The following is a 23829-nucleotide window of genomic DNA, read 5'->3' as shown; positions in this document are numbered from 1 at the left end:
TAATATTGTCAATAAGTCAATATAATCGCCGTTCGTAAAACCAATGGAATTCGGTTTTTCATTCGGTAATTTTGTAAATTGAAGACTTGCCGCGGTGTCCTTGCTCAGGAATTTCCGGATTTCCCGTAACGCCTCATCAGTGGTCTTATACGGCATTGTTGACAATAATTTAATCAATAAGGAGGGGGCGTGTCGTCGGGTAGCGCACAACAGCCATCAGCGGTGATTCGGTTTGCAAGGGCGGGCGCGCGCACGCTGCGTGTGCTGCTATGGGGGCTTGCCGCCGGCGGCGCCGCGCTGCTGGCCGGCTCCGCGCCGGCGCAGACAGCGCCCGTCGAGGCCGCCGCCGCCGATGCGCCGGCTTCGGTGGCCTTCTACTACGGCCCCAATCCACCGCTGGCCGACCTGCAGGCCTTCGACGTTGCGGTGGTGGAGCCCGAGTTCGTCTCCAATCCCGCCGCGCGCACCCGCGCCGCGGCCGATGGCGCGCACCAGCTGTTCGCCTATGTCTCTCTGGGCGAAGTGCAGCCCTCGCGTCCTTATTACAAGCAATTGCCGCCCGGCCTGCTGCGCGGCGACAACGCCGCCTGGGGCAGCCGCGTGATCGACCAGGCTGCGCCGGGCTGGCGCGACTTCTTCCTGGACAAGATCGTGGCGCCGCTGTGGGCGCAAGGCTGGCGCGGCTTCTTCCTCGACACGCTCGACTCCTACCAGCTGTTCGCCAAGACCGACGCCGAGCGCGCGCGCCAGACCGCCGCCATGGTGGAGACGCTGCGTGAATTCAAGCGCCGTTATCCCGAGGCCAGGCTGTTCCTCAACCGCGGCTTCGAGCTGCTGCCGGAGATCGCCCCGCTGACCTACGCCGTGGCCGCCGAGTCGCTGTATCGCGGCTACGACGCCGGCCGCCGCAGCTACGGCCCGGTGCCAGAAAACGACCGCGCCTGGTTGCAGGGCCAGATGCAGGCCGTGCGCGACAAATACCACCTGCCGGTGGTCTCGATCGACTACGTCGATCCGCAGCAGCCCGGCGCGCGCCAGCTGGCGCGCGATACCGCCAGGAAGATTTCCTCGCACGGATTCATTCCCTGGGTGGCCGACGGCGCGCTGATGTCGGTCGGCGTCTCCAGCGTGGAGCTGGTGCCGCGCAACGTGCTGGTGCTGCTGGACCTGGCCGAGGGCGACGACCTCCACACCAGCGAGGCGCAACGCTTCCTCGGCATCCAGATGAACCACCTGGGCCTGCGCTACGAATTCCGCGAAGTCGGCCGCCAGGGCCTGCCGACCGAGCCGCTGGCCGGGCGCTACGCCGGCGTGGTGACCTGGTTCCGCAGCGGCATCGACCACCAGCAGCTGGGGCCGTGGATCAAGGCGCGCATCCGGGAAGGCGTGCCGGTGGCGATCTTCAATGCCTTCGGCTTCCAGATGACCAAGGTCACCGCCGATACGCTGGGCCTGAGCAGTTTCTCGGCGCCGGCGCCGGACAAGCTCAGCGTGGTCGAGGCCGATCCCGAGCTGATGGGTTTCGAGACCAAGCCGCGGGTGGACCGCACGCAGCTGGAGTACGTGCGCCTGGCCGACCCCGGCGCCAAGTCGCTGCTGCGCATGAAAGACAACCGCAACAACACCTATGACGCCGCGGCGATCACGCCCTGGGGCGGTTTCGCGCTGGCGCCTTTCGCCACCACCACGCTGCCGGTGCTGGATCCGCCGCGCTGGGTGCTGCAGCCGCTGGCTTTCCTCAAGCGCGCGCTGCGCCTGCCCGACATTCCCGTGCCCGACGTCACCACCGAAGGCGGGCGCCGCATCATGATGAGCCACCTGGACGGCGACGGTTTTCCCTCCAAGGCCGAGTATCCCGGCTCGCCGTTCGCCGTCGAAGTCCTGCAGCGCGAGATCTGGGACAAGTACCGCTTCCCGGTCACCGTCTCGGTGGTGGAGGGCGAGCTGAGCCCGCAGGGCGTGTACCCCAAGCTGTCGGCGCAGACCACCGCGCTGGCGCGCAAGATGTACACGCTGCCCTACATCGAGCCGGCCAGCCACTCGTTCTCGCATCCGTTCTCCTGGGCCGACGCCATGCACGGCACCAGCAAGGCGGACATCACGCAGATGGACGGCGACGCCTCCCACACGCTGGAGATCCCGCACTACAAGTTCAACCTGCAGCGCGAGATCAAGGGGTCGATGGACTACATCAACAATACGCTGCTGCCGCCGGGCAAGAAGGCCGAGATCTTCCTGTGGACCGGCAACTGCGTGCCGCCCGCCGAGGCCATCGCCCAGACCTACCTGGACGGCTACCTCAACATGAACGGCGGCGACACCATGATCACCAACAGCCGCAAGAGCTGGACCGACATCGCCGCGCAGGGCGTGCGCAAGCAGGGCTGGTACCAGGTGTTCGCGCCCAACCAGGACGAGAACGTCTACACCGGCAACTGGACCGGCCCGTTCTACGGCTTCGAGCGCGCCATCGAGAGCTATGAGCTGACCGGCGAGCCGGTCCGCTTCAAGGCCGTCGACATCTACTACCACTTCTATGCAGGCACCAAGCCGGCCTCGGTGGCGGCGCTGCACAAGATCCACCGCTGGGCGCAGGCGCAGCCGTTCACGCGGCTGTACGTGTCGCAATACATCCGCAAGGTGATCGACTTCGAGAACACCAGCATTGCGCGCGCCGCCGACGGCGCCCTGGTCTATCGCACCGGCGCCAACCTGCGCACGCTGCGGGTGCCCGACGGCGCGCCCGAATACGACCTGGCGGCGCCCGGCGTGGCCGGCATGGCGCCGGGGCCGGAGGGCCGCTACCTGATCGCCGCGGCCGGCGAAGTGCGCCTGAAGGAGCGCGCCGCGCCCGCCGCGCAGCTGCCCATGCTGCTGGAGGCCGGCGGCAAGGTCGGCGACTTCAAGCGCACCGTCAGCGGCAACAAGGCGGAGCTGAGCTTCACGCTGGAGGCCAATGGCGCGTCCACCTTCAGCGTGACCGGCGCCGGGCAATGCAGCGCCAGCGCCGACGGCGCGGCGCTCGCGCGCGGCGCGTCGGCCAGCATCGCCGCCCAATCCTGGGCCAAGAATTTCACTAGCAAGTCCGCGGTTCACCAATATGACATCGGCTCCTCAAACGCCAAACTCGCGACAACAAGGCACCTGGTACTCGTTCAATGCACCTTATGAACGGCTGAGGCTGTTTTCGCCCTGGACGATCGCCGGCTTCGCGCTGGCGGTCGGGACGGTGTTCGCCCTGGTCTACCCCAAGGTTTCGCTGCAGCAGCGCCTTGAGGTCGCCAATGCCAGCGGTCGCACCGACCAGCTCACGGTCGAGTACCTCAAGGTCTTCCTCAAGGCGCAGCCGGCCAATGCCGCGCTGCGCGCCGAGCTGGTGCGCCAGATGATCGGCCTGGGCCAGTTCGCCGAGGCGCGCCAGCACCTGGCGCTGCTGCAGCAAGGCAACGACCCCGCCGCCCGGCTCGATGCTGCCTGGCTGGAGTACCGCATCCGCCAGCAGGAAACCTATGCGCTGCCGGAGAAATCGCCCGAGCGCGCAGGCCAGGTCGCGCAATTGCGCGGCCAGCTGCAGCAGCTGATGACCTACCCGCTCACCGCCCAGCAATGGCTGCAGCTGTCGCAGGACGCGCTGGCCCTGGGCGATACCGAGGCCGCGCACGTCGCTTTCGGGCGTATCCTGGCCGACGGTTCGACGGCGCAGATGCCCAACGCCGACGTCCTGCGCCTGGGCAAGGAAAGCCTGGGCCTGGGCGACTACCGCAGCAGTGCCGCCTTCTATCTGCTGGCGATGAAAAGCGCCGGTTCGCTGGCGGCGCGGCGCGAGCATTTCATGACCGCGCTGCGCACCCTGCAGGCCGGCGGCATGTACCGCGAGGCGCTGGAGGCGGCCGATGCCAACATCGGCCCGCTGGCCGCCGACAAGGAAACGCTGCTGTTCCTGACCAGGCTGGCGCAGTCCGCCAATCGTCCGGACGCGGCGCAGCGCTACGTCAAGCAGCTGCTGCAGCTGTCCATGAACCTGCGCGGCACGCCGCTGGCCGGAGCCGGGCAGGGCGCTTACGCCCAGGTGCAGTTCCAGGGCATGCGCGAATTCACCCGCTCGCTGCGCCTGACGCAGGCGCTGCTGCATTCGCCGCGCGAACTCAGCCTGCGCATGCGCGACGCCATGCGCGATGGCCGCATGCTGCGCACGGCGGCCGCCGACGCGCGCCCCGCCGCGGTCGACCTGGCCGCCAGCCGCGATATCGCCAGGCTGCCCTTCGACGACGACATCTATACGCTGGCCTACAACGTCTTCCTCGGCAACCGCAACCTGGACGACGCGCGCCTGCTGGCGCAATCGGCGGTGCGCCAGAAACCCGACAGCGCCGCCTGGCGCCGCCGCCTGGCCGAGGTCAGCGAGTGGAGCGGCGTGCCCGAGCAAGCCACGCCGCAATGGCTGGCCTACGCGCGCCTGTCCGGCGACGAAGGCGCCTGGGACAACGTGCTGCGCATCGCCCAGGGCACCTTCGAGCAGGAGATCCTGGTCGAGGCGCTGCAGCACAAGATGCAGGTCGAGCCGGGCAACCCCAAGTGGCTCAATCAACTGGTGGCCCAGTATGAGAACATCGGCCAGGCCGACCGCGCCGCGGCGCTGCTGGAAGCCAGCCTGAAGAAGAGCGCCGGCCGCGGGCAGGCGGTCGCCACCGAACGTAATGCCGAGATGGATGCGCTGGCGCGACTGTACCTGCGCATGGGACGCGACGCCGATGCGCTGGAACTGCTGCGCCGGCAACGCCGCGAATTCGGCGCCACGCCGGGCAACGCGCTGCTGTCGGCCAACCAGCTCTACCTGAACGGCCGCATCGAGCAGGCCATGGACATCCTCGACGAGGCCGCCACGGCCGCGCCGGTGGCCAATGTCGATTTCTGGCGCGCCTACGCCGAAGTGGCGCGCTTCCTCGAACTCGAAGGCCGCGCGCGCCGCGGCTACGACCAGCTGCTGGCCTCCGACCGCGCCGACGAGGGCGACATCAGCAACATGATGGGCGTGATCCAGGAGGCGCAGCCGCGGGCCGCCGCCGAGTTGGCCGAGTTCGGTTTCCGCCGTACCGGCGTGCCCAATTTCGCGGTGCAGGCGCTGACCTACCGGCAGCGCATCAACGACCTCGACGGCGCCCAGGCCTTCATCGACGGCATCACCGCGCAGCAGAACGCGCTGCTGGAAAAGAACGTCCCTTACCTCACCGTGCGCGCCACCATCAAGCAGCTGCGGCGCGACCTGCCGGGCGCGCGCGCCGACATGGCCGCGGCGCTGGCGCTGCGGCCGCGCTCGGCCGAGGTGCGCGCCGAGCTGATCTGGGTGCTGATCGCCGGGCGCGATACCGAATTGCTCAAGCGCGCGCTGACGCTGTGGTCGGGCGAGGCCGAAACCCTGCCGCAGCTGTGGGGGCCGTTCGCCGCCGCCAACATGTCGCTGAACCGCCAGGACGTGGCGCTGCACTGGTTCCGCAAATCCGGCTTCCCGCAGAACGACTACCTGTGGCTGATGAGTTATGCCGAGGCGCTGGACGCCACCGGCCAGCCCGACCTGGCCTGGCGCATCCGCCGCCGCGCCTGGTTCGACCTGCGCGATCCCAAGGTGCTGCGCAATATCCCGCCGACCCAGCTGCGCGAATGGCGCGACCGGCTGGCCGCGCTGTCGCCGCTGTTCATGCAGTCCGACGCCGGCCTGCGCGTGATGCAGGCGCTGTTGAAGAGCGACGCCGCCGCCCTGGCGGCGCCGGCCGACAGGAAGCTGCCGGCCGCCGACGGCGCCGCGCTGCTGAAGGAGATGGAAGCCGCCGCGCGCCGCGACGCCGGCGAGCGCGGCGAGCGCGAGGCCATCGCCGCCAAACTGGACAAGGGGCCGGACGCGCTGTTCGCGCCGACTTCGGAATCCGGCCAGCGTCCGCGCGATGATGCGCGCCTGTCCTCCAGCGTGCGCGAACTGGCGTTGGCCTATGCCATGAACACCGGCGAATCCGACCTGGCGCGCGCCTGGCTGGCCACCCGCTTCGCGCGCGAGCTGGACAAGCCGCTGTGGGGCGAACTGGCCCTCGCGCTGGCGGCCGACGATCGCCAGGGCTTGAACCGCATGCTCGATAACCTGGCCGACTGGCTGCCGATGTACGACCGCATCGAGGCCGCGCGCGTGGCCGGCCGCATCCCGCTGGCGCAGACCCTGGCCTTCGACCAGCTGGAGCGCTTGCCGGCCGACGATGAACTGCACAATCGCCTGACCAACCTGGTCACCGACGAGCCGGCCAGGTTCTCCGCCGGCTACACCTCCAGCCGCGAGTTCCCGCTGGCCACCAAGCGCTTCGACCTGTCGACCGGTTTCGCGCTCACGCCCGGCACGCGGCTGACGTTCAACTACACCGAGCGCCGCCAGACCGTGGACGACGCCACGCTGCTGGGCGACGTGCCCTCGGTGGACCGGCTGTTCGAGTTTTCGCTGCGCCGGCGCATCGAGGACGGCTTCGTCAGCGTCGGCCTGCAGCACCGCGACGCCATGCAATCCTTCAACGGCCTGCGCCTGGACTACTCGCAACAGCTCACGCCCAAGCTGACCCTGTCGGGCAACGGCGGCGTCAACCTGGCCGCGACCGACTCGGCCCTGATGCGTGTGGGCGCCAAGCGCGCCGGCGGCGAGCTGAACCTGAACGTGCTGCTCAGCCGCACCGAGTACCTGCGCCTGGGCGGCGGTTACCAGCGCTACACCACCCAGGCCGGCACGTCGCTGGGCAGCGGGCGCACCCTCAATGCCGAGGCCGGCACGCACTTGCGCGTCGAGTATCCCAACCTGACGCTGCGCACCTACGTCAGCGACGCCAAGTTCGTCGACCGGGGCGCTTCCGACGACCAGATCGCGCGCCTGGTCCCGGCCGGCAACGACCCGACCAATTTCCGCTACATGCCGCTGGATTCGCGCATCTACGGCATCAGCCTGGGCGCCGGCACGGTGGTGGAGAACAACTACACCCGCGCCTGGCGTCCCTATGCCGAGATCGGCCTGACCCGCACCTCCGATATCGGCTGGGGCCGCAACCTGCGGGCCGGCGCGGCCGGCAGCGTGATCGGCCAGGACGTGCTGGCGATCGGCGTGCAAAGCACCAGCGCCACGCCCAACACGCCGCAGCGCGGATTCGAGCTCAGCGTGCTGTACAAGTGGCTGTATTGACCCTTTTATCCATTGTCCCAACCCATCGCTAACCCACGGTGACCATCATGAAAACACAAACCATCTTCAGCTCGCTGTCCCTGTCGCGACTGCTGCGCCTGGCCGCGGCCGCGCTCCTGGCCGCCGGTCTTGCGGCCTGCTCCACCACCGACATCGGCCGCGCGCCGGAACTGCCGCCGGGCGCCCAGTGGGGCCTGCTGCCCTTCGCCAACCATACCGAGACGCCGCAAGCCGGCCTGCGCGCCGAGGCGATCGCGGAAACCATCCTGCGCGCCCGCGGCGAGATCAACCTGCGCCGCTATCCGGCCTCGCTGAACAACGAAACCCTGTTCGAGCCGATGGACCGCAAGCAGACGGACGCCGCGCTGGAATGGGCGCGTTCGGAGAACCTCAACTACGCCCTGACCGGCACCGTGGATGAATGGCGCTACAAGGTCGGCATCGATGGCGAACCGGCCGTCGGCCTGACGCTGCAGCTGGTCGAGGTCGCCACCGGTAAGGTGGTCTGGTCGGCCGCCGGCGGCAAGAGCGGCTGGAGCCGCGAAGCGCTGTCGGCGGTGGCGCAGAAGCTGTCGCGCTCGCTGCTCTCGCCGCTGACTTCGGCCGCCCGCTAAATTTCGCCAGGCAAGGACCGCATCGTGAGCGATATCGAAACAAAGCCGGCCGCGCCGCGCCAGCAACTGGCCGGCAACGCCAAGCCGCTGGCCGGCAAGACCAGGCGCCGCCTGAACTTCTGGTCGAGCGTGTTTGCGCATTTCGACACCGACAGCGGCTCGCCGGTCAAGGCCGCGTGGCGCACGGTGGAAACCGTGGCCTTCGTGCTGGCGGCGATCGCGTTGTCGCACTGGATCTCGCCCGACGATCCGTTCGGCATCGACGCCCAGTTCCCGTGGATCTGGCTGGTGCCGGCGATCCTGGCCATGCGTTACGGCAGCGCGATCGGGGTGATCGCGGTGGCCACCATGCTGGCCGGCTGGTATGTGCTGTCGCACTCGCAGAACGTGGACGCCTCGCAGGCCGTGGTGTCGGCGGCGCAAGCGTTCCCGCAGCCGTATTTCCTGGGCGGCCTGGTGCTGACCCTGCTGTGCGGCCAGTTCGCCGAAGTCTGGAACGTGCGCAGCCGCCGCCTGCGCGCCATCAACGCTTACCTGGATGAGCGCCTGACCATGCTCACCAAGAATCACTTCCTGTTGCGACTGTCGCATGAGCGGCTGGAGCAGGACCTGCTGTCCAAGCCGCTGACGCTACGCGAATCGCTGGACCGCATGCGCGCCATCACGCTCAACCAGACCATGCGGGATCCGTCGAAGCTGCCGGCCGCCGACGCCTTCCTGCAGATCCTGGCGCAGAGCTGCCAGGTCGAGGCTGCCGCCCTGCATGCCTGCGACGCCGGCGGCAAGGTGCAGGCGCTGCCGCTGGCGGCGGTCGGCAAGATGTCCGATTTCGCCGCCGACGACCCGCTGGTGAAGTACGCGCTGGAGCAGGGCAAGCTGGCCCATGTGCAGACCGAGAGCGTCAACCAGGCGCTGCGCAACCAGAGCCGTTACCTGGTGTGTGCGCCGATGGCCAATTTCGACGGCAAGCTGTTCGGCCTGCTGCTGGTGGAGAAGCTGCCCTTCGTGGCGCTCAACGAGGACACGCTGCAACTGCTGTCGGTGCTGATCGATTACTACGCCGACGGCGTCGAGGTCGGCACCACCTCGCGCGCCGTGCTGCAGCAGCTGCCGACCTGCCCGCCGGAGCTGGCGGTCGACCTGGTGCGGCTGCATCACCTGAAGCGCACCACCGGCATCGACTCCTCGCTGGTGGCGCTGGTGTTCGGCGACGACGAACTCTCGCGCGACATGTTCGACCAGATCCGGCGCCTCAAGCGCGCCGCCGATGTGGTCTGGAGCTACAAGTCGGGCAACCGCAACGTCCTGATGACGCTGCTGCCGCTGTCCGGCGCGGCCGCCGTCGACGGTTACCTGATGCGCGTGGAGACGGTGTCGCACACCCAGTTCGGCAACAAGTTCCTGTCCAACTATGCCGAGGCGCACACCGCCGCCATCGGCACCGAGGACCCGTCCCGTCTGCTGCCCGGCCTGGTGGAACGCTGTGCTGTATAAGTTCTCGATCGCCGGCGTTTCCTTCGAGGTCGCCTCGCTTGCGCTGCTGCTGCAGGGCGGGGGCGGGCTGGCCGTGATCGGCGGCTACCTGGCGCTGCACCTGGCCTCGAGCGCGCTGTTCGCGCTCGCCATCGCGCTGGTGGTGCCGCAGCGCTACCGCCAGCCGCGCCGGTGGCTGCTGGCCTACCTGTTCTTCTTCAACTTCTTCATTCCGGTGGCCGGCTTGCTGTGCGCCGTGGTGGCGCTGGCCATCGGCGTGCTGTGGCCCAAGGACGCGGCGCAGGATCATTTCGACACCACCGATTCGCCTGAATTCATCACCGTGCGCCGGCGCGAGGGTACCGGTTTCCGCGGAAACCGCGTGCGCGCCCAGCTGAGCAACGTGAAGACGCCGCTGGACGACCGGCTCAACGCGCTGGTGGCGATCCAGAACACGCCCACCCGCAGCAGCGGCGATTCGCTGCGCAACCTGCTGGCCGATCCGGCCGACGACGTGCGCCTGCTGGCCTACGGCATCCTGGACGGCAAGGAAAAGAAGATCACCCAGCGCATCGTCGACATCCGCAGCCACCTGGCCGGCGTCAGCGATGCGGAGACGCGGGCGCTGCTGCACCAGCAGGTCGCCGAGCTGTACCAGGAACTGATCTACCAGGACCTGGTGCAAGGCGACCTGCTCAGCTATTCCTGCGCGCAGATGCGCGAGCACGCCAAGGCGTCGCTGGCCATCAACGAGGAGGAGCCCGGCCTGTGGTTCATGCTGGTGCGCCTGGAACTGATGACCGGCAACACGCAGGGCGCCGCCGAGGCCCTGCAGAACGCCTATGAACACGGTTTCTCGCGCACGCGCCTGCTGCCTTACCTGGCCGAGCTGAGCTATCTGGAGCGCGATTTCGAGCAGGTGCGCAAGCTGTTCATCGAGATGGCCTACGACCCCAGCGTTTCTTCCACCCCGCAGCTGCACCGTTACTGGCGCCATGGCCGCCGCACCATCGGCGGCCGGCCGGATGCAGCGCATCGAGGTTCCGCATGACCCAAGCGACCACTATCATCGACCCCTACGAGCGCCGCGCCGCCGACTGCGACGTCATGCTGCTGCTGGAAGGCACCTTCCCCTACGTGAGCGGCGGCGTGTCGAGCTGGGTCAACCAGATCATCCGCGGCTTTCCCGAGATCCGCTTCGGCCTGTGCTTCATCGGCAGCCGCGCGCAGGACTACGGCTCGCCCAAGTACCCGCTGCCCGACAACGTGGTGCACATCGAGCGCCATTACATCCACGAGCATCTGGCCGCGCCCGGCGTGACGCGCTCGCGCGGCGACGCCCATGCCTTTGAAGGCATGGACCGGCTGCACGCCAAGTTCCGCGACTACGGCCGCGGCGGCGCCTCGCATGAGGAACTGACCGGCCTCCTGGCCGAGCTGATCCCGCAGATGGCCGACGGCGGCAAGCTGGACCAGGACGCCTTCCTGTTCAGCAAGCGGGCCTGGGACTACCTGGCCGAGCAGTACCGTACCTTCTGCACCGACCCGTCCTTCGTCGACTACTTCTGGACCGTGCGCATCATGCACCTGCCGGTCTGGACCCTGGCGCGGGTGGCGCGCAACATGATCCCGGCCAAGTGCTACCACACGATCTCGACCGGCTACGCCGGCTTCCTGGGCAGCCTGATGAAGATGCAGACCGGGCGGCCGCTGATCCTCTCCGAGCACGGCATCTACACCAAGGAGCGCAAGATCGACCTGTTCCAGAGCGAGTGGATCCGCGACAACCGCAACGTGTTCGAGAAGGACGCGTCGCAGATTCCGTATTTCCGCGACCTGTGGATCCGCTTCTTCGAGGCGCTGGGGCGCCTGTGCTACCAGGCCTCCAACAATATCGTGGCGCTCTACGAGACCAACCGCCTGCGCCAGGTCAGCGACGGCGCGCCGGCCGAGCGCACCATGAACATCCCCAACGGCATCGACCTGCCGCGCCTGTCCGCGCTGCGCGCGCAGCGTGCGCAGCCGATCCCGCCGGTGCTGTGCCTGCTGGGCCGGGTGGTGCCGATCAAGGACGTCAAGACCTTCATCCGCGCCATGCGCACCGTGGTCAACCAGTATCCGGAAGCCGAGGCCTGGATCGCCGGCCCCGAGGACGAGGATCGCGCCTACGCCGAGGAGTGCCACGCCATCGCCGATGGCCTGGGCCTGACCGACAAGGTCAAGTTCCTGGGCTTCCAGAAGATCGATGAACTCATGCCCAAGATCGGCCTGGTGGTGCTCTCCAGCATCAGCGAGGCCCTGCCGCTGGTGCTGCTGGAAGGCTTCGCCGCCGGCGTGCCGGCGGTGGCGACCGATGTCGGCTCCTGCCGCCAGCTGATCTTCGGCCTGTCGGAAGAAGACCAGGCGCTGGGCGCCGCCGGCGACGTGGTCGGCATCGCCGAGCCGCAGGCGCTGGCCAACGCCGCCTTGAAGCTGCTGACCGATCCGGCGCGCTGGCATGCGGCGCAGGCGGCGGGCATTGCGCGCGTGGAGCGCTACTACACGCAGGACATGGTGTTCGGCGCCTACCGCCGCCTGTATGAGGACGCGCTGGCGCAGGACGCGGCGCCGGCCGCGGGCGCGCTGCGCTGCCCGATGCACAAGTGACGGCATGGAGAAAATAAGATGGCCGGTATAGGTTTTGAACTCCGCAAGATATTGAAGCGCGACAGCCTGCTGTCGCTGATGCAGGCGTACTCCTACGCGGCGCTGATCAGCTCGGGCCCGTGGATCATGTCCATCGTCGGCATCCTGGTGATCGGCTTGCTGAGCTACGCGGTGATCACGCCCAAGGTGGTGATCGTGCAGTTCCAGGTCAGCATCACCTATGTGATTTCGCTGTCGCTGATCTTCACCGGCGTGTTCCAGCTGGCGCTCACGCGCTTTTCCGCCGACCGCCTGTTCGAGAAGGACAACGACGCCATCCTGCCCAACTTCCACGCGGTGTCGCTCACCGTCACGGTGGCCGGCGGCGCGCTGGCGCTCTTGGCGGTGGTGTTCCTGTTCCCCCAGCAGAGCGCGCTGTATCGCCTGCTGCTGCTGGCGGCCTTCGTCATCATGTGCAACATCTGGATCGCCACCATCTTCCTCTCGGGGATGAAGCAATACCGCGCGATCTTCTGGATCTACGCGATCGGCTACGCCATCACCGTGCTGGCCGCGCTGGCATTGCGCAGCCTGGGGCTGGAAGGCCTGATGGGCGGTTTCGTGGTGGGCCAGGCGGTGTTGCTGATGGCGATGATGGCGCTGATCCTGCGCAATTTCGGTTCCGACCGTTTCATCTCCTTCGAGTTCTACGACAGGAAGAAGCTGTACCCCTCGCTGATGGCGATCGGCTTCCTCTACAACACGGCGATCTGGATCGACAAGGCGATGTTCTGGTACACGCCCGAGACCAGCCAGGCCATCATCGGTCCGCTGCGCGCTTCGGTGATCTACGACTTGCCGGTGTTCCTGGCCTACCTGTCGATCATCCCGGGCATGGCGATCTTCCTGCTGCGCATGGAGACCGATTTCGTCGAGGACTACGATGCCTTCTATGACGCGGTGCGCGGCGGCGCCTCGCTGGAGACCATCGAGAAGCACCGCAACGGGATGGTGGAGACGGTGCGGCTGGGCCTGTTCGAGATCATCAAGATCCAGGCGATCGCGACCTTGCTGCTGATCGTGGCGGGGGAGGCGATCCTGAAGTGGCTGGGGATTTCCACGCTGTACCTGCCGTTGCTGTACATCGACGTGATCGCGGCCAGCCTGCAGGTGGTGCTGCTGGGGATCCTGAACGTGTTCTTCTACCTGGACAAGCGCCGTATCGTGCTGTTCCTGTGCGGGGCGTTTGTGGCGCTCAACATCGTGTTCACGTGGATTTCCATACAGCTGGGACCGACCTTCTATGGATTCGGATTTGCGCTGGCGGTGTTCCTGGTGGTGCTGGCGGGATGTGTCCTGCTGTCGCGCAAGCTGGAGTTGCTGGAATACGAGACGTTCATGTTGCAGTGACGGGATGTCGAGGTGCGAAAAAAGTCGCTGGGTCCCCGCTTTCGCAGGGACGACACGGGCGCTGTAATCCACACCTCCTGAGACTCAAGATGCGCACGGCTTGTCGTTCCCGCGAAAGCAGGAACCCAGCGCCGTTCGCCGTGCACCCAAAAATCGTTCGGGCTGAGTAGCCGCGTAGCGGCGTATCGAAGTCATCGCGCCTACTGCGGCAATTCCTGCGCCTTCCATTTCTTCCAGAGCCGCCGCGTCTTCTCTTCGCCATCGTCCGCCTGCGCCGCCAGGAAGCCGCGGGCGTAGGCGATGCTGGCAGCCAGCGGCGAGTGTTTTTTCTGCAGTTCTTCCAGCAGGCCGTCGGCCACCGAGATGTCGTTCAGCCGGCCCAACTGGTCCTGCAGGCGCGACAAGGCCTTCAGGTAGGCGCGGCTGCTTTTCTCGCCGTACAGCGCCTGGAAGAACTCGGTGTCGTAGCGCATCTTCTTGGCGGCGATGCGGGTGCGGTGGCGCGAGCGCGGGTCTTCTTCCATCTTGCGGCCGCGCTTCTTCATGCGCTTCTCGTCATGCCGCAGCATCTCGCGGGCGAAGCGCGCGAGCGGTTGCGACAACGCCTCGCGCTGTTCGGCGCTCATCTCCGCGCGCCATTGCGCGCCCAGCATCCAACGCCCGAAGCGCAGCACCAGCGCCGTGTAGCGCACCGAGGCCACCGCTTCCACCGCGCCCTTGTGCATGGCGACGGCCTGCTTGCGCGCGGCCTCGCGCACCGCCTTCAGGTTGATCGCGCCGGCCTGCTGCTGCGGCAGCGCCTCCAGGGTCGAGCCGGCCAGCACGTCCCAGTCGCGCGCGGCGCCGATGCGTTGCGAGATCCATTCGAATTCCTCGGCCAGTTCGCGCGGCAGCGGCAGCACGCCGTGAAACAGCGTAAAGGCCGAGCGCAGGCGCCGCAGGCCGACGCGCATCTGGTGCAGCCGTTCGACGTCCTGCGGGTCGCCGTCGGCGATGTCGTTGGCCTGGACCTGTTCGACGCAATTGCCGACGATGGCGGCGAAGGCTTGTTCAAGAACCATCTTGCGTGACAGGTGCAGCGGCTTGGCCTTGATGGCCGAGGAGGGCGCCGGACCGTCGTCGCGCGCGGCCAGGTGGTAGAGCGTGTAGCCGCGCTGCGCCTTGCTCTGGATGCCGATGCGCAGCGGGATGTCCTGCATCAGCGCCAGCGCGAAGTCGAACAGCGCCAGCGCGCTGCCGCTCTTGAGCTCCAGCTCGATCTCACAGATCGCGACGTTCCTGTCGCCGTGCTCGACCGTGCCCTGGTCGAGCACGAACTCGACTTCCGAGCCGTCGTCCAGCTTCAGGTCCCACAGCATGCGCTTGATATGGGTGGCGAAGATGGGCCGGATGCGCGCGGCGGCGGCGGGCGAGAGGATCTCGTCGCGCCAGGCGGCGCCGGCCGGCACCATCTCGCGCAGCGCCGCCAGGTCGGGCTGCTCGCCGGCGACCTGCGATTCCCATTCGTTGCGCTGGTGCAGGCCGCCGCTGACGCCGCCGCCGGCCTTCAGCGTCTGGATGAATTCGCCGCCGGTGCGGCGCACGCGCAGGCCGGCGTCGTTCTTGCGGAAGTCGTGCCCGGCCGTGTCGAAGTAGACGCCGGTCTGGTCCTTGGTGCGCGGCGCCGCCAGCGCGTGGCGCGCCAGCAGCGGATGCTTGATCAGGGCCTTGGTGTGGGCGGGGGCGAGCAACAGTTTGAGTTCGGTTTCCATGATGGGCGAGGGGAGATGGATGTCGGGTCGATCGCGTCAGGCCGGCTGCCGTTGCGCGATGTAGCGGGCCGGCGGCTTGCCGAGCATTTTCTTGAACATGGTGATGAAGGCGCTGACCGAGTCGTAGCCGAGCTCCTGCGACACGCGCTGCACCGACGCGCCCGAGGCCAGCTGCTGCAGCGCGACCATGAGGTGGATCTGCTGGCGCCAGCGGCCGAAGGTCATGCCGGTCTCTGCCTGCACGAAGCGGGCGAAGCTGCGTTCGCTCATGGCGCAGCGCTGGCCCCAGTCGGCCACCGTGCTGCGGTCGGCCGGATGTTCGGCCAGCCGCCGGGCGATGTCGCGCAGGCGCGAGCCGGCGGGGATGGGTAGGTGCAGCGGCAGGCTTTGCGCCGTCATGTGCTCCAGCTCTTCCACCAGCACCGCCGCCAGGCGCGCGGTGCGCTCGCCCGGCGCATAGTCCTGCGGCTGGTCGGCCAGGTGGCGGATCATCTGGATCAGCAAGGGGCTCAGCGCCAGCGTGCAGCACGCGCCTGGCATCGCCGCCGCCGCCGGATCGACGAACAGGAAGCACACCTGGCCGTCGGCGGTGACGCGGTTACTGTGCGACACGCCCGGCGGCACCCATACGCCCGATTGCGGCGGCACGATCCACATGCCGTGCGAAGTCTCGCAGGTGACCGCGCCATGCAGCGCCACCACCAGCTGGCCCTTCTTGTGCGTGTGGAAGGGCTTCTCGCGTTCGTTCTCCATGGTATGCACATGCAGCGCCGTGACCGGCGCCGTCAGGCGGTCGGGGTCGTGCTGGACGAGGCAGGCGTGCAGTGCGGGCATGGTGGGCCAGGGAAGGGTAGATTGACCGTTTTTAGCAATATGCTGGCATTGTAGCCAAATACTTGCGGGCGGCGATTGGGTAAGCTTGGCCGATCCCGACTTCGATCATCCTCCCGTTCCCATGACCGACACCACCGCCGCCAGCTCCCGCCGCACTGTCGCCTCGCCCGGCTGGCTTATCCTCGGCATCCTGCTGATCGCCGCCAACCTGCGCGCGCCGGTCACCGGCGTCGGCCCGCTGATCGAGATGCTGCAGCAGGCCTTCGGTTTCAGCGCCGGCATCGCCGGCCTCTTGTTGACCCTGCCACTGGCCTGCTTCGCGCTGCTCTCGCCGGTCGCCGCCTGGGCGGCGCGCGGTTTCGGGCTGGAGCGCACGCTGTTTTTGGCCATGCTGCTGGTGGCGGCGGGCATCGCGCTGCGCTCCACCGGATCGGCTGCGGCGCTGCTGATCGGCACTTGCATCATCGGCGGCGGCATCGCCGGCGGCAATGTGTTGCTGCCCAGCCTGCTCAAGCGCGACTTCCCCAACGACCTGACGCGCCTGACCGCGATCTACGGGCTGACCATGAACACCGCGTCGGCGCTGGGCTCGGTGTGCGCCGTGCCGCTGGCCGACGCGCTGGGCTGGCCATGGGCGCTGGCGGCCTTCATCGTGCTTCCGGCGGTCGCGATGCTGGCGTGGCTGCCGCAACTGGCCAGGCACACGCTGCCCGCGCCCGCTCCCGCCGGCTCAGTCCCGGTGTGGCGTTCGGCGCTGGCCTGGCAGGTGACGCTGTTCCTCGGCACCAACTCCTTCGTCTACTACGTGGTCACGGCCTGGTTGCCGTCGATCCTGGTGGCCAACGGCCAGAGCGCGGCGCAGGCCGGCAACCTGCACGGGCTGCTGCAATTCTCTTCGGCCATCGCGGGCCTTTTCCTGGTGCCGCTGGTCAAGCGCATGCAGGACCAGCGCCTGATTGCCGCCGGCACGTCGGCGCTGTCCGTGCTGGGCGCGCTGGGGCTGATCGTGGCGCCGTCGCAGGCGATGATCTGGGTGCCGCTGTTCGGTTTCGGCAGCGGCGCCGTGTTCATCCTCGGCCTGGCCTTCGTGGGCATGCGCGTGTCCACGCCGCAACAGGCGGCCTCGCTGTCGGCGATGGCGCAATGCGTGGGCTACCTGATGGCCGCCGTCGGCCCGATGCTGATGGGGCGCCTGCATGACGCCCTCGGCGACTGGAACCTGGTGCTGGCGGCGACGGCCGCCATGGCGGTGGTGATGGGCGTGTTCGGCATGCTGGCCGGGCGCGCGGGACGGGTGATCGGTGAGTCGCGCGCAACGGCGCAGTGAGCTGGGGCTGCGTCAGCGCTTGATCGCGCCGGTTTTTGCCGCGCGCGCTTTGGTCGCGCCGCCGGCCAGCTTGCCGCCCTTGTAGGGCACCCGCCCCGAGGGCACCACCACCGACGCGGTTTCGACATGGCCCTCCTGGTCGTCGAAGAACATGTGCGCGCCGAAGGCCTGCAGCACGTCGGTCTTCTTCAGGCCGCCGAGGAAGAAGGCTTCGTCGACCGTGACGTTCCAGGTGCGCAGCGTGTGGATCACGCGCTGGTGCGCCGGGCTGTTGCGGGCGGTGACGATGGCGATGCGCACCGGGCATTCCTTGGGCGGGAACTGCTTCTGGATCGCCGACAACGCCAGCAGCAGCTTGGCGAACGGTCCTTCCTTCATGGCCTTGTTGCGGTGCCGCTGCTCGTGGCGGGCGAAGGCTTCCAACCCCTTCTCGGCGAAGATGCGTTCGGACTCGGGCGAAAACAGCACGGCGTCGCCGTCGAAGGCGATGCGGATCTGGCTTTCCGGCGCGCTGTAGTCGATCGGCGCGGTGTAGAGCTGGGCCGCGGCCACGCCGGCGTCGATGGCTTCCTGCACGTCGCCGGTATCGCGCGAGAGGAACAGGTCGATCTTGAAGGCTTGCAGGTAGGGCGCCGTCGGGCCGCCGCCGGTGAAGGCCGCGCGGCTGATGTCGAGCTTGTGCGCGGCGATGGCGTTGAAGGCGCGCAGGCCGGTGTCGGGCGTGTTGCGCGAGATGACCACCACTTCCACCAGGCGGCGCTCGGGGATCAGGTCGTTCAGCTTGAGCAGCGCCTTCACCAGCGGGAAGGCGGTGCCGGGCTCCAGCGCGTCGTTCTCGTGGGCGCGCTGGTAATCGGAGTAGGCGTCTACGCCCCTCTCATCGTAGATGGCGTTCTCGGCCTCAAGGTCGAACAGGGCGCGCGAGGAGATACCGATGACGAGCTTGTCTGAGAGGTCGTAGGGCATGGAGCGGTTTTCCGGATCTGGGCAAAAACGTGATTGTAGAGCGGCGTGAGCTTGCCTGTATCGGTCATCGCTCCGGCTTGCGCTTGCCGGCCGCCGACATTCGACCTGTACGCCAGTTATTCGAATTCTTGATGTCTTGAGCAAATGGCAGGATATTTCTGCTTAAGTTCGCCTAATTTCTTCCAAGTGTTTGTATCCGAACGTGTTTCTCCATGTAAAGAGAAAAAATCGCGTTGCCGCCTTGCAGATAAATTTGTATGATGACCGGATAACCTTACGATAACGACCCGAGACACCATGTTTCAGAAGATCCCCGCACAGGCGCTCAGCGACACGGTTGCCAGGCAATTGCTGGAGAACATCGATGGCGGCGCCTTTCCCCGCGGCAGCAAGCTGCCTACCGAGGCGGTGCTGGCGCAGGAGTTCGGCGTCAGCCGCACGGTGGTGCGCGAGGCGATCGCGCGCCTGCGGCATGAGGGCGTGGTCGAGCCGCGCCAGGGCAGCGGCGTTTTCGTGACGGAGCAGGCGGGCATCAAGCCGCTGCGCATCGACTATACGGAAGTGAGTTCGCCGGACGCGGTGCTGCAGATCGTCGAGCTGCGCCGCGCCATCGAGGCCGAGGTGGCGGCGCAGGCGGCCAAGCGGCGCACCGATGAGGACATCGAGGCGATCGAGAACGCGCTGGCGCGCATCGGCCACGACGTGGCCGACGGCGGCGACGGCGTGGCCGCCGATGTGGCGTTCCATCGCGCGCTGGCGCAGGCCACGCGCAACCCTTACTTCATCAAGACGCTGGAGTTCCTCTCGCAATACCTGGAGGCGGCCACGGCGGTCACGCGCGGCAACGAAGCCCGCTACGAGGATTTCTCGCGCCAGGTGCGCGAGGAGCACGAAGCCATCGTCGAGGCCATCCGCGCCGGCGACGAGATGGCGGCGCGCAACGCGGCGCAGACGCACATGTTCAATGCGGCGCGCCGCCTGAGCCAGGGGCAAAGCTAACCCCGGCTGCAGGCGATTTACGAACAGCGGCGCCGGCCCAGGTCGGCGTCACATCATCAACCGGCGCAGCAGGCTGCAACGCAAGCATCGTGCGGCAGCGCCATCCAGAGTGGAGACGACTATGTCCAGGAATGTAGGTGTGATCGGTTTGGGCGCGATGGGCTTCGGCGTGGCGAGTTCGCTGCTGCGCGCCGGCTTCAACGTGCATGCGTGCGATGTGCGCCGTGAGGTGCTGGAGAAATTCGCCGCCGCCGGCGGCGTGGCCTGCGCCAACCCGGCCGAACTGGCCGGCGCGGTCGACGTGGTGATCACCCTGGTGGTCAACGCCGCCCAGACCGAGGCCGTGCTGTTCGGCGAGAACGGCGTGGTGTCGGGCTTGAAGCCGGGCAGCGTGGTGATCTCCAGCGCCACCGTGGCGCCGGACTTCGCCGTGGAACTGGGCAAGCGTCTCGGCGAAAAGGGCCTGCTGCTGCTGGACGCGCCGGTCTCAGGCGGCGCCGCGCGCGCCGCCTCCGGCGAGATGACCATGATGACCTCCGGCCCCGACGAGGTCTACGCCAAGATCGAAGACGTGTTGAAGGGCATGGCCGGCAAGGTCTACCGCCTGGGCAACGCCCATGGCATCGGCTCCAAGGTCAAGATCATCAACCAGCTGCTGGCCGGCGTGCACATTGCCGCCTCCGCCGAAGCGATGGCGCTGGGCCTGCGCGAAGGCGTCAACCCGGACGCGCTGTACGACGTCATCACCCACAGCGCCGGCAATTCATGGATGTTCGAGAACCGCGTGCCGCACATCCTCAACGGCGACTACACGCCGCTGTCGGCGGTCGACATTTTCGTCAAGGACCTGGGCCTGGTGCTCGATACCGCGCGCCGCAGCAAGTTCCCGCTGCCGCTGTCGGCCGCCGCCCACCAGATGTTCATGATGGCCTCCACCGCCGGCCACGGCGGCGAGGACGATTCGGCCGTCATCAAGATCTTCCCGGGCATCGACCTGCCGCCCGCCAAGGCGAAGTAAGCGCCGCCCGCATCGAACAGCATCGAACAGATTTCGGAGTACCTCATGTCTCAAGCCAAACCTCTCCTGGGCTGCATCGCCGACGACTTCACCGGCGCCACCGACCTGGCCAACATGCTGGTGCGCGGCGGCATGCGCACCGTGCAGACCATCGGCGTGCCCGAGCAGCTGCCGGCGGTCGCGGCCGACGCGCTGGTGATCGCGCTCAAGTCGCGCACCATCCCCGCCGCCGAAGCGGTCGAGCAATCGCTGGCGGCGTTGCGCTGGTTGCAGCAGCAGGGCTGCACGCAGTTCTTCTTCAAGTATTGCTCCACCTTCGATTCCACCGACGCCGGCAACATCGGCCAGGTGACCGACGCCCTGCTGAAGGAACTGGGCGCGGACTTCACCATCGCCTGCCCGGCCTTCCCGGAGAACGGCCGCACCATCTACCGCGGCTATCTGTTCGTGGCCGACGCGCTGTTGAACGAATCCGGCATGGAAAACCATCCGCTCACGCCGATGACCGACGCCAACCTGGTGCGCGTGCTGCAGCGCCAGACCGAGTCCAAGGTCGGCCTGGTGCGCTATGACGCCGTGGCCCGCGGCGCGGCGGCGGTGCAGGAGCGCTTCGCCGCGCTGCGCGCCGACGGCGTGAAGATGGCGATCGCCGACGCGGTCTCGGACAAGGACCTGTTCGCGCTGGGCGAAGCCTGCGCCGACCTGAAACTGATCACCGGCGGCTCCGGCGTGGCCCTGGGCTTGCCCGAGAACTTCCGTCGCGCCGGCCTCTTGCATGCGGTCGGCGAGGCGGCGCAGCTGCCTGCCATCGAAGGACTGTCGGTGGTGCTCGCCGGCAGCGCCTCCAAGGCCACCAACGCCCAGGTCGCCGAATGGAAGGGCAGGCACCCCGCCTTCCGCATCGACCCGCTGGCGCTGGCGCGCGGCGAGGACGTGGTCGGCCAGGCGCTGGCTTTTGCCGACGAACGCATCAAGGGCGAGCCGGTGTTGATCTACGCCACCGCCACGCCCGATGAGGTCAAGGCGGTGCAAAAGGAACTGGGCGTGGCCAAGGCCGGCCACATCGTCGAGCAGGCGCTGGCGTCCATCGCCTCCGCCCTGAAGCAGCGCGGCGTGCGCCGCTTTGTCGTGGCCGGCGGCGAGACTTCCGGCGCGGTGGTGCAGGCGCTGGACGTGCGCGCGCTGCGCATCGGACCGCAGATCGATCCCGGCGTGCCGGCCACCGCCACGCTGGACGAGCAGCCGATCGCCCTGGCCCTGAAGTCGGGCAACTTCGGCACCGTCGACTTCTTCGAGAAGGCCTTGCGCGCGCTGGCCGGGAAGTCCGCATGAGCCGCGAAAGCCAACTGCGCGAAGAGATCTGCCGCATCGGCGCCTCGCTCTACCAGCGCGGCTACACCGTCGGTTCGGCCGGCAACATCAGCGCGCGGCTGGACGACGGCTGGCTGATCACGCCGACCGACGCCTGCCTCGGCTACCTCGACCCGGCCGCGATCTCCAAGGTCGATGCCGGCGGCGAATGGGTCTCGGGCGACAAGCCGTCCAAGACCCTGGTGCTGCATCGCGCCGTCTACGACAACAACCCTGACATGCACGCAGTGGTGCACACCCATTCCACGCACCTGGTGAGCCTGTCCATCAACGGCGTGTGGAAGGACGAGGACGTGCTGCCGCCGATCACGCCGTACTACGTGATGAAGGTCGGCCATATTCCCCTGATCCGCTACGCGCGCCCCGGCGCGCCCGAGGTCGCCGCGCAGGTGGCGAAGATCGCCGGCAGCGTGCGCGGCGTGCTGCTGGAGCGCCTCGGGCCGGTGGTGTGGGAAAGCTCGGTGTCCAAGGCCGCCTTCGCGCTGGAAGAGCTGGAAGAGACCGCCAAGCTGTGGCATCTCGCCGGCGGCAAGGTCGAACCGCTGGAAGAATCCGCGCTGCAGGACCTGCGCGACACCTTCAAGGCGCGCTGGTAAGCCGGCGCCCCTCCTCGCAGTTTGCAGCAACGCCCGCATGGCGCCACGCGCTTCACGCCATGCGCCATCACCGCGCCCTCACGGGCAGGGATGGCACCAGAGCCGGCCCAAGACCGGACGATCAATCACGACCAAGCAGCCGTCTGCCCGCCTCAAGCACCGGGAGTGTCATCCCCGCTGCGCGCCAGCCGATCGCCGCCCGTCCATATTGAATCCATAAATTGCCCGCCGACCAGCGGGCGCCAAGCAACCAGCGGCCGCCGCAAAGCGGCCCGATACCACTTAGGGAGATGAAAGCAGCATGACCACCGCAACCAATGCCGGCGTCGCAACCGGTTCCAACGAAGAGGCCAAGGACGGCCTGTACAAGAAAGTCTTCTGGCGCATCATGCCGTTCCTGATGCTGTGCTACGTGATCGCCTACCTCGATCGCGTCAACGTCGGCTTCGCCAAGCTGCAGATGTCGGTCGACCTCGGTTTCTCGGAGACCGTGTTCGGCCTGGGCGCCGGCCTGTTCTTCATCGGCTACTTCCTGTTCGAGGTGCCCAGCAACATCCTGATGCACAAGGTCGGCGCGCGCGTCTGGATCGCCCGCATCATGATCACCTGGGGCATCCTGTCGGCGGTCTTCATGTTCGTCGAGACGCCGACCCAGTTCTACGTCCTGCGCTTCCTGCTGGGCCTGGCTGAAGCCGGCTTCTATCCCGGCATCATCATGTACCTGACCTACTGGTTCCCCTCGCATCGCCGCGCCAAGGTGATCGCGGTGTTCATGTCGGGCATCCCGGTCGCCGGCATCCTGGGCAACCCGCTGTCGGGCTGGATCATGGATGCCTTCCACGGCAGCAGCGGCATGGAAGGCTGGCAGTGGATGTTCCTGATCGAGGCGATCCCGGCGGTGCTGATCGGCCTGGTCACGCTGTTCTACCTGGACAACGACGTCAAGAGCGCTAAGTGGCTCTCCGACGACGAGAAGAAGGCCCTGCAGGCCGACATCGACGGCGACCAGAAGGGCAAGGAAAGCGCCCACGGTTTCGGCGCCATCGTCAAGGATGGCCGCGTGTGGCTGATGTGCCTGATCTACTTCTCCTTCGTCATGGGCCAGTACGGCCTGACGCTGTGGATGCCGACCCTGGTGAAGGCCACCGGCGTGGTGGGCAACCTGCAGATCGGCCTGCTGTCGGCGATTCCGTTCGGCTGCGCCATCATCGCCATGAACCTGATCGGCCGCAGCGCCGACAAGAAGCGCGAGCGTCGCTGGCACCTGGTGGTGCCGGCGCTGATGGGCTGCGTCGGCTTCATCGGCGCCGCGCTGTTCGCCGACAACACCGCGATCTCGATCGCCTCGCTGTCGCTGGCCGCCGCCGGCGTGCTGACCTGCGCGCCGCTGTTCTGGTCGCTGCCGACCTCGTTCCTGTCGGGCGCCGCCGCCGCCGTGGGCATTGCCGCCATCAACTCGGTGGGCAACCTGGCCGGCTTCGTCAGCCCCTACCTGATCGGCTACTTCAAGGACCTGACCAAGAGCAACGCCACCGGCATGTACATGCTGGCCGTGATGCTGGTCGTCGGTGCGATCGCCACCCTGGTGACCAAGCCCGCCGTGGTCAACAAGTAAGCAAGGCAACGGAAAAAAGCCCGCAC

The 23829-nt window shown here is 67.6% G+C and carries 16 protein-coding genes; 13 read left to right on the top strand and 3 right to left on the bottom strand.

Going from position 1 to position 23829, the window contains the following annotated elements; genetic code table 11:
* Positions 1 to 222: 222 nt before the first annotated feature.
* Genes Herbaro_RS19205 through pelG form a run of 7 tightly spaced genes read left to right on the top strand, consistent with a single transcriptional unit; the run spans position 223 to position 13326 of the window.
* Positions 223 to 3171 carry a bifunctional glycoside hydrolase/polysaccharide deacetylase family protein gene (locus Herbaro_RS19205; RefSeq protein WP_275011205.1) on the top strand — a complete coding sequence of 983 codons (2949 nt, stop codon included), beginning with the start codon at positions 223 to 225 and terminating at the stop codon, positions 3169 to 3171.
* Entirely contained in the window at positions 3101 to 7204 is a 4104-nt protein-coding gene (locus tag Herbaro_RS19200) for a tetratricopeptide repeat protein (RefSeq protein ID WP_275011204.1), read from the top strand. The genes Herbaro_RS19205 and Herbaro_RS19200 overlap by 71 nt, the downstream gene beginning before the upstream one ends.
* 47 nt (positions 7205 to 7251) lie before the next feature.
* Positions 7252 to 7818, top strand: a complete 567-nt coding sequence (locus Herbaro_RS19195) for a penicillin-binding protein activator LpoB (protein ID WP_275011203.1) — start codon at positions 7252 to 7254, stop codon at positions 7816 to 7818.
* Positions 7819 to 7842: 24 nt separating this feature from the next.
* Positions 7843 to 9312 carry a PelD GGDEF domain-containing protein gene (locus Herbaro_RS19190; RefSeq protein WP_275011202.1) on the top strand — a complete coding sequence of 490 codons (1470 nt, stop codon included), beginning with the start codon at positions 7843 to 7845 and terminating at the stop codon, positions 9310 to 9312.
* Positions 9302 to 10342, top strand: coding sequence for a tetratricopeptide repeat protein (locus tag Herbaro_RS19185; RefSeq protein WP_275011201.1), 1041 nt, complete (start codon positions 9302 to 9304; stop codon positions 10340 to 10342). Before Herbaro_RS19190 ends, Herbaro_RS19185 begins: the two co-directional genes overlap by 11 nt.
* Positions 10339 to 11937 (top strand): GT4 family glycosyltransferase PelF, encoded by a 1599-nt coding sequence (gene pelF / locus Herbaro_RS19180; RefSeq protein ID WP_275011200.1) that lies wholly within the window; start codon positions 10339 to 10341, stop codon positions 11935 to 11937. Before Herbaro_RS19185 ends, pelF begins: the two co-directional genes overlap by 4 nt.
* 18 nt (positions 11938 to 11955) lie before the next feature.
* Complete coding sequence (pelG, locus tag Herbaro_RS19175; protein ID WP_275011199.1) at positions 11956 to 13326, top strand: exopolysaccharide Pel transporter PelG; 1371 nt, start codon at positions 11956 to 11958, stop codon at positions 13324 to 13326.
* Between the two features lie 200 nt (positions 13327 to 13526).
* Here the strand turns inward: pelG and Herbaro_RS19170 are convergent, their stop codons facing one another.
* Together Herbaro_RS19170 and Herbaro_RS19165 are read right to left on the bottom strand one after the other, a co-directional pair.
* Positions 13527 to 15077 carry a CYTH and CHAD domain-containing protein gene (locus Herbaro_RS19170; protein WP_275011198.1) on the bottom strand — a complete coding sequence of 517 codons (1551 nt, stop codon included), beginning with the start codon at positions 15075 to 15077 and terminating at the stop codon, positions 13527 to 13529.
* A 36-nt stretch (positions 15078 to 15113) separates the two neighbouring features.
* Positions 15114 to 15911, bottom strand: coding sequence for an AraC family transcriptional regulator (locus Herbaro_RS19165; protein WP_275011197.1), 798 nt, complete (start codon positions 15909 to 15911; stop codon positions 15114 to 15116).
* Positions 15912 to 16032: 121 nt separating this feature from the next.
* On the opposite strand from Herbaro_RS19165, the gene Herbaro_RS19160 reads away from it, so the two are divergent.
* Positions 16033 to 17238, top strand: coding sequence for an MFS transporter (locus tag Herbaro_RS19160; RefSeq protein ID WP_275011196.1), 1206 nt, complete (start codon positions 16033 to 16035; stop codon positions 17236 to 17238).
* A 12-nt stretch (positions 17239 to 17250) separates the two neighbouring features.
* On the opposite strand, the gene Herbaro_RS19155 is transcribed toward Herbaro_RS19160, so the two are convergent.
* Positions 17251 to 18204, bottom strand: a complete 954-nt coding sequence (locus tag Herbaro_RS19155) for a 5'-nucleotidase (RefSeq protein WP_275011195.1) — start codon at positions 18202 to 18204, stop codon at positions 17251 to 17253.
* 297 nt (positions 18205 to 18501) lie between these two features.
* On the opposite strand from Herbaro_RS19155, the gene Herbaro_RS19150 reads away from it, so the two are divergent.
* The 5 genes from Herbaro_RS19150 to Herbaro_RS19130 all read left to right on the top strand — a co-directional run bounded on the left by Herbaro_RS19150 (position 18502) and on the right by Herbaro_RS19130 (position 23803).
* The gene (locus tag Herbaro_RS19150) at positions 18502 to 19203 is read left to right on the top strand and encodes a FadR/GntR family transcriptional regulator (RefSeq protein WP_275011194.1); all 702 of its coding nucleotides are present in this window, start codon (positions 18502 to 18504) and stop codon (positions 19201 to 19203) included.
* Between the two features lie 52 nt (positions 19204 to 19255).
* Positions 19256 to 20221: an L-threonate dehydrogenase gene (gene ltnD / locus Herbaro_RS19145; protein WP_342456514.1), complete on the top strand. Its 966-nt coding sequence runs from the start codon at positions 19256 to 19258 to the stop codon at positions 20219 to 20221.
* A 45-nt stretch (positions 20222 to 20266) separates the two neighbouring features.
* The gene (otnK, locus tag Herbaro_RS19140) at positions 20267 to 21553 is read left to right on the top strand and encodes a 3-oxo-tetronate kinase (protein WP_275011193.1); all 1287 of its coding nucleotides are present in this window, start codon (positions 20267 to 20269) and stop codon (positions 21551 to 21553) included.
* Positions 21550 to 22188 carry a 3-oxo-tetronate 4-phosphate decarboxylase gene (gene otnC, locus Herbaro_RS19135; protein WP_275011192.1) on the top strand — a complete coding sequence of 213 codons (639 nt, stop codon included), beginning with the start codon at positions 21550 to 21552 and terminating at the stop codon, positions 22186 to 22188. Before otnK ends, otnC begins: the two co-directional genes overlap by 4 nt.
* A gap of 301 nt (positions 22189 to 22489) precedes the next feature.
* Positions 22490 to 23803 carry an MFS transporter gene (locus Herbaro_RS19130; RefSeq protein WP_275011191.1) on the top strand — a complete coding sequence of 438 codons (1314 nt, stop codon included), beginning with the start codon at positions 22490 to 22492 and terminating at the stop codon, positions 23801 to 23803.
* Positions 23804 to 23829: the final 26 nt, after the last annotated feature.

The sequence above is a fragment of the Herbaspirillum sp. WKF16 genome, assembly GCF_028993615.1.
In the GTDB taxonomy this organism is placed as follows: Bacteria; Pseudomonadota; Gammaproteobacteria; order Burkholderiales; family Burkholderiaceae_D; genus Herbaspirillum.
This window is presented reverse-complemented; position numbering and strand designations above follow the sequence as displayed.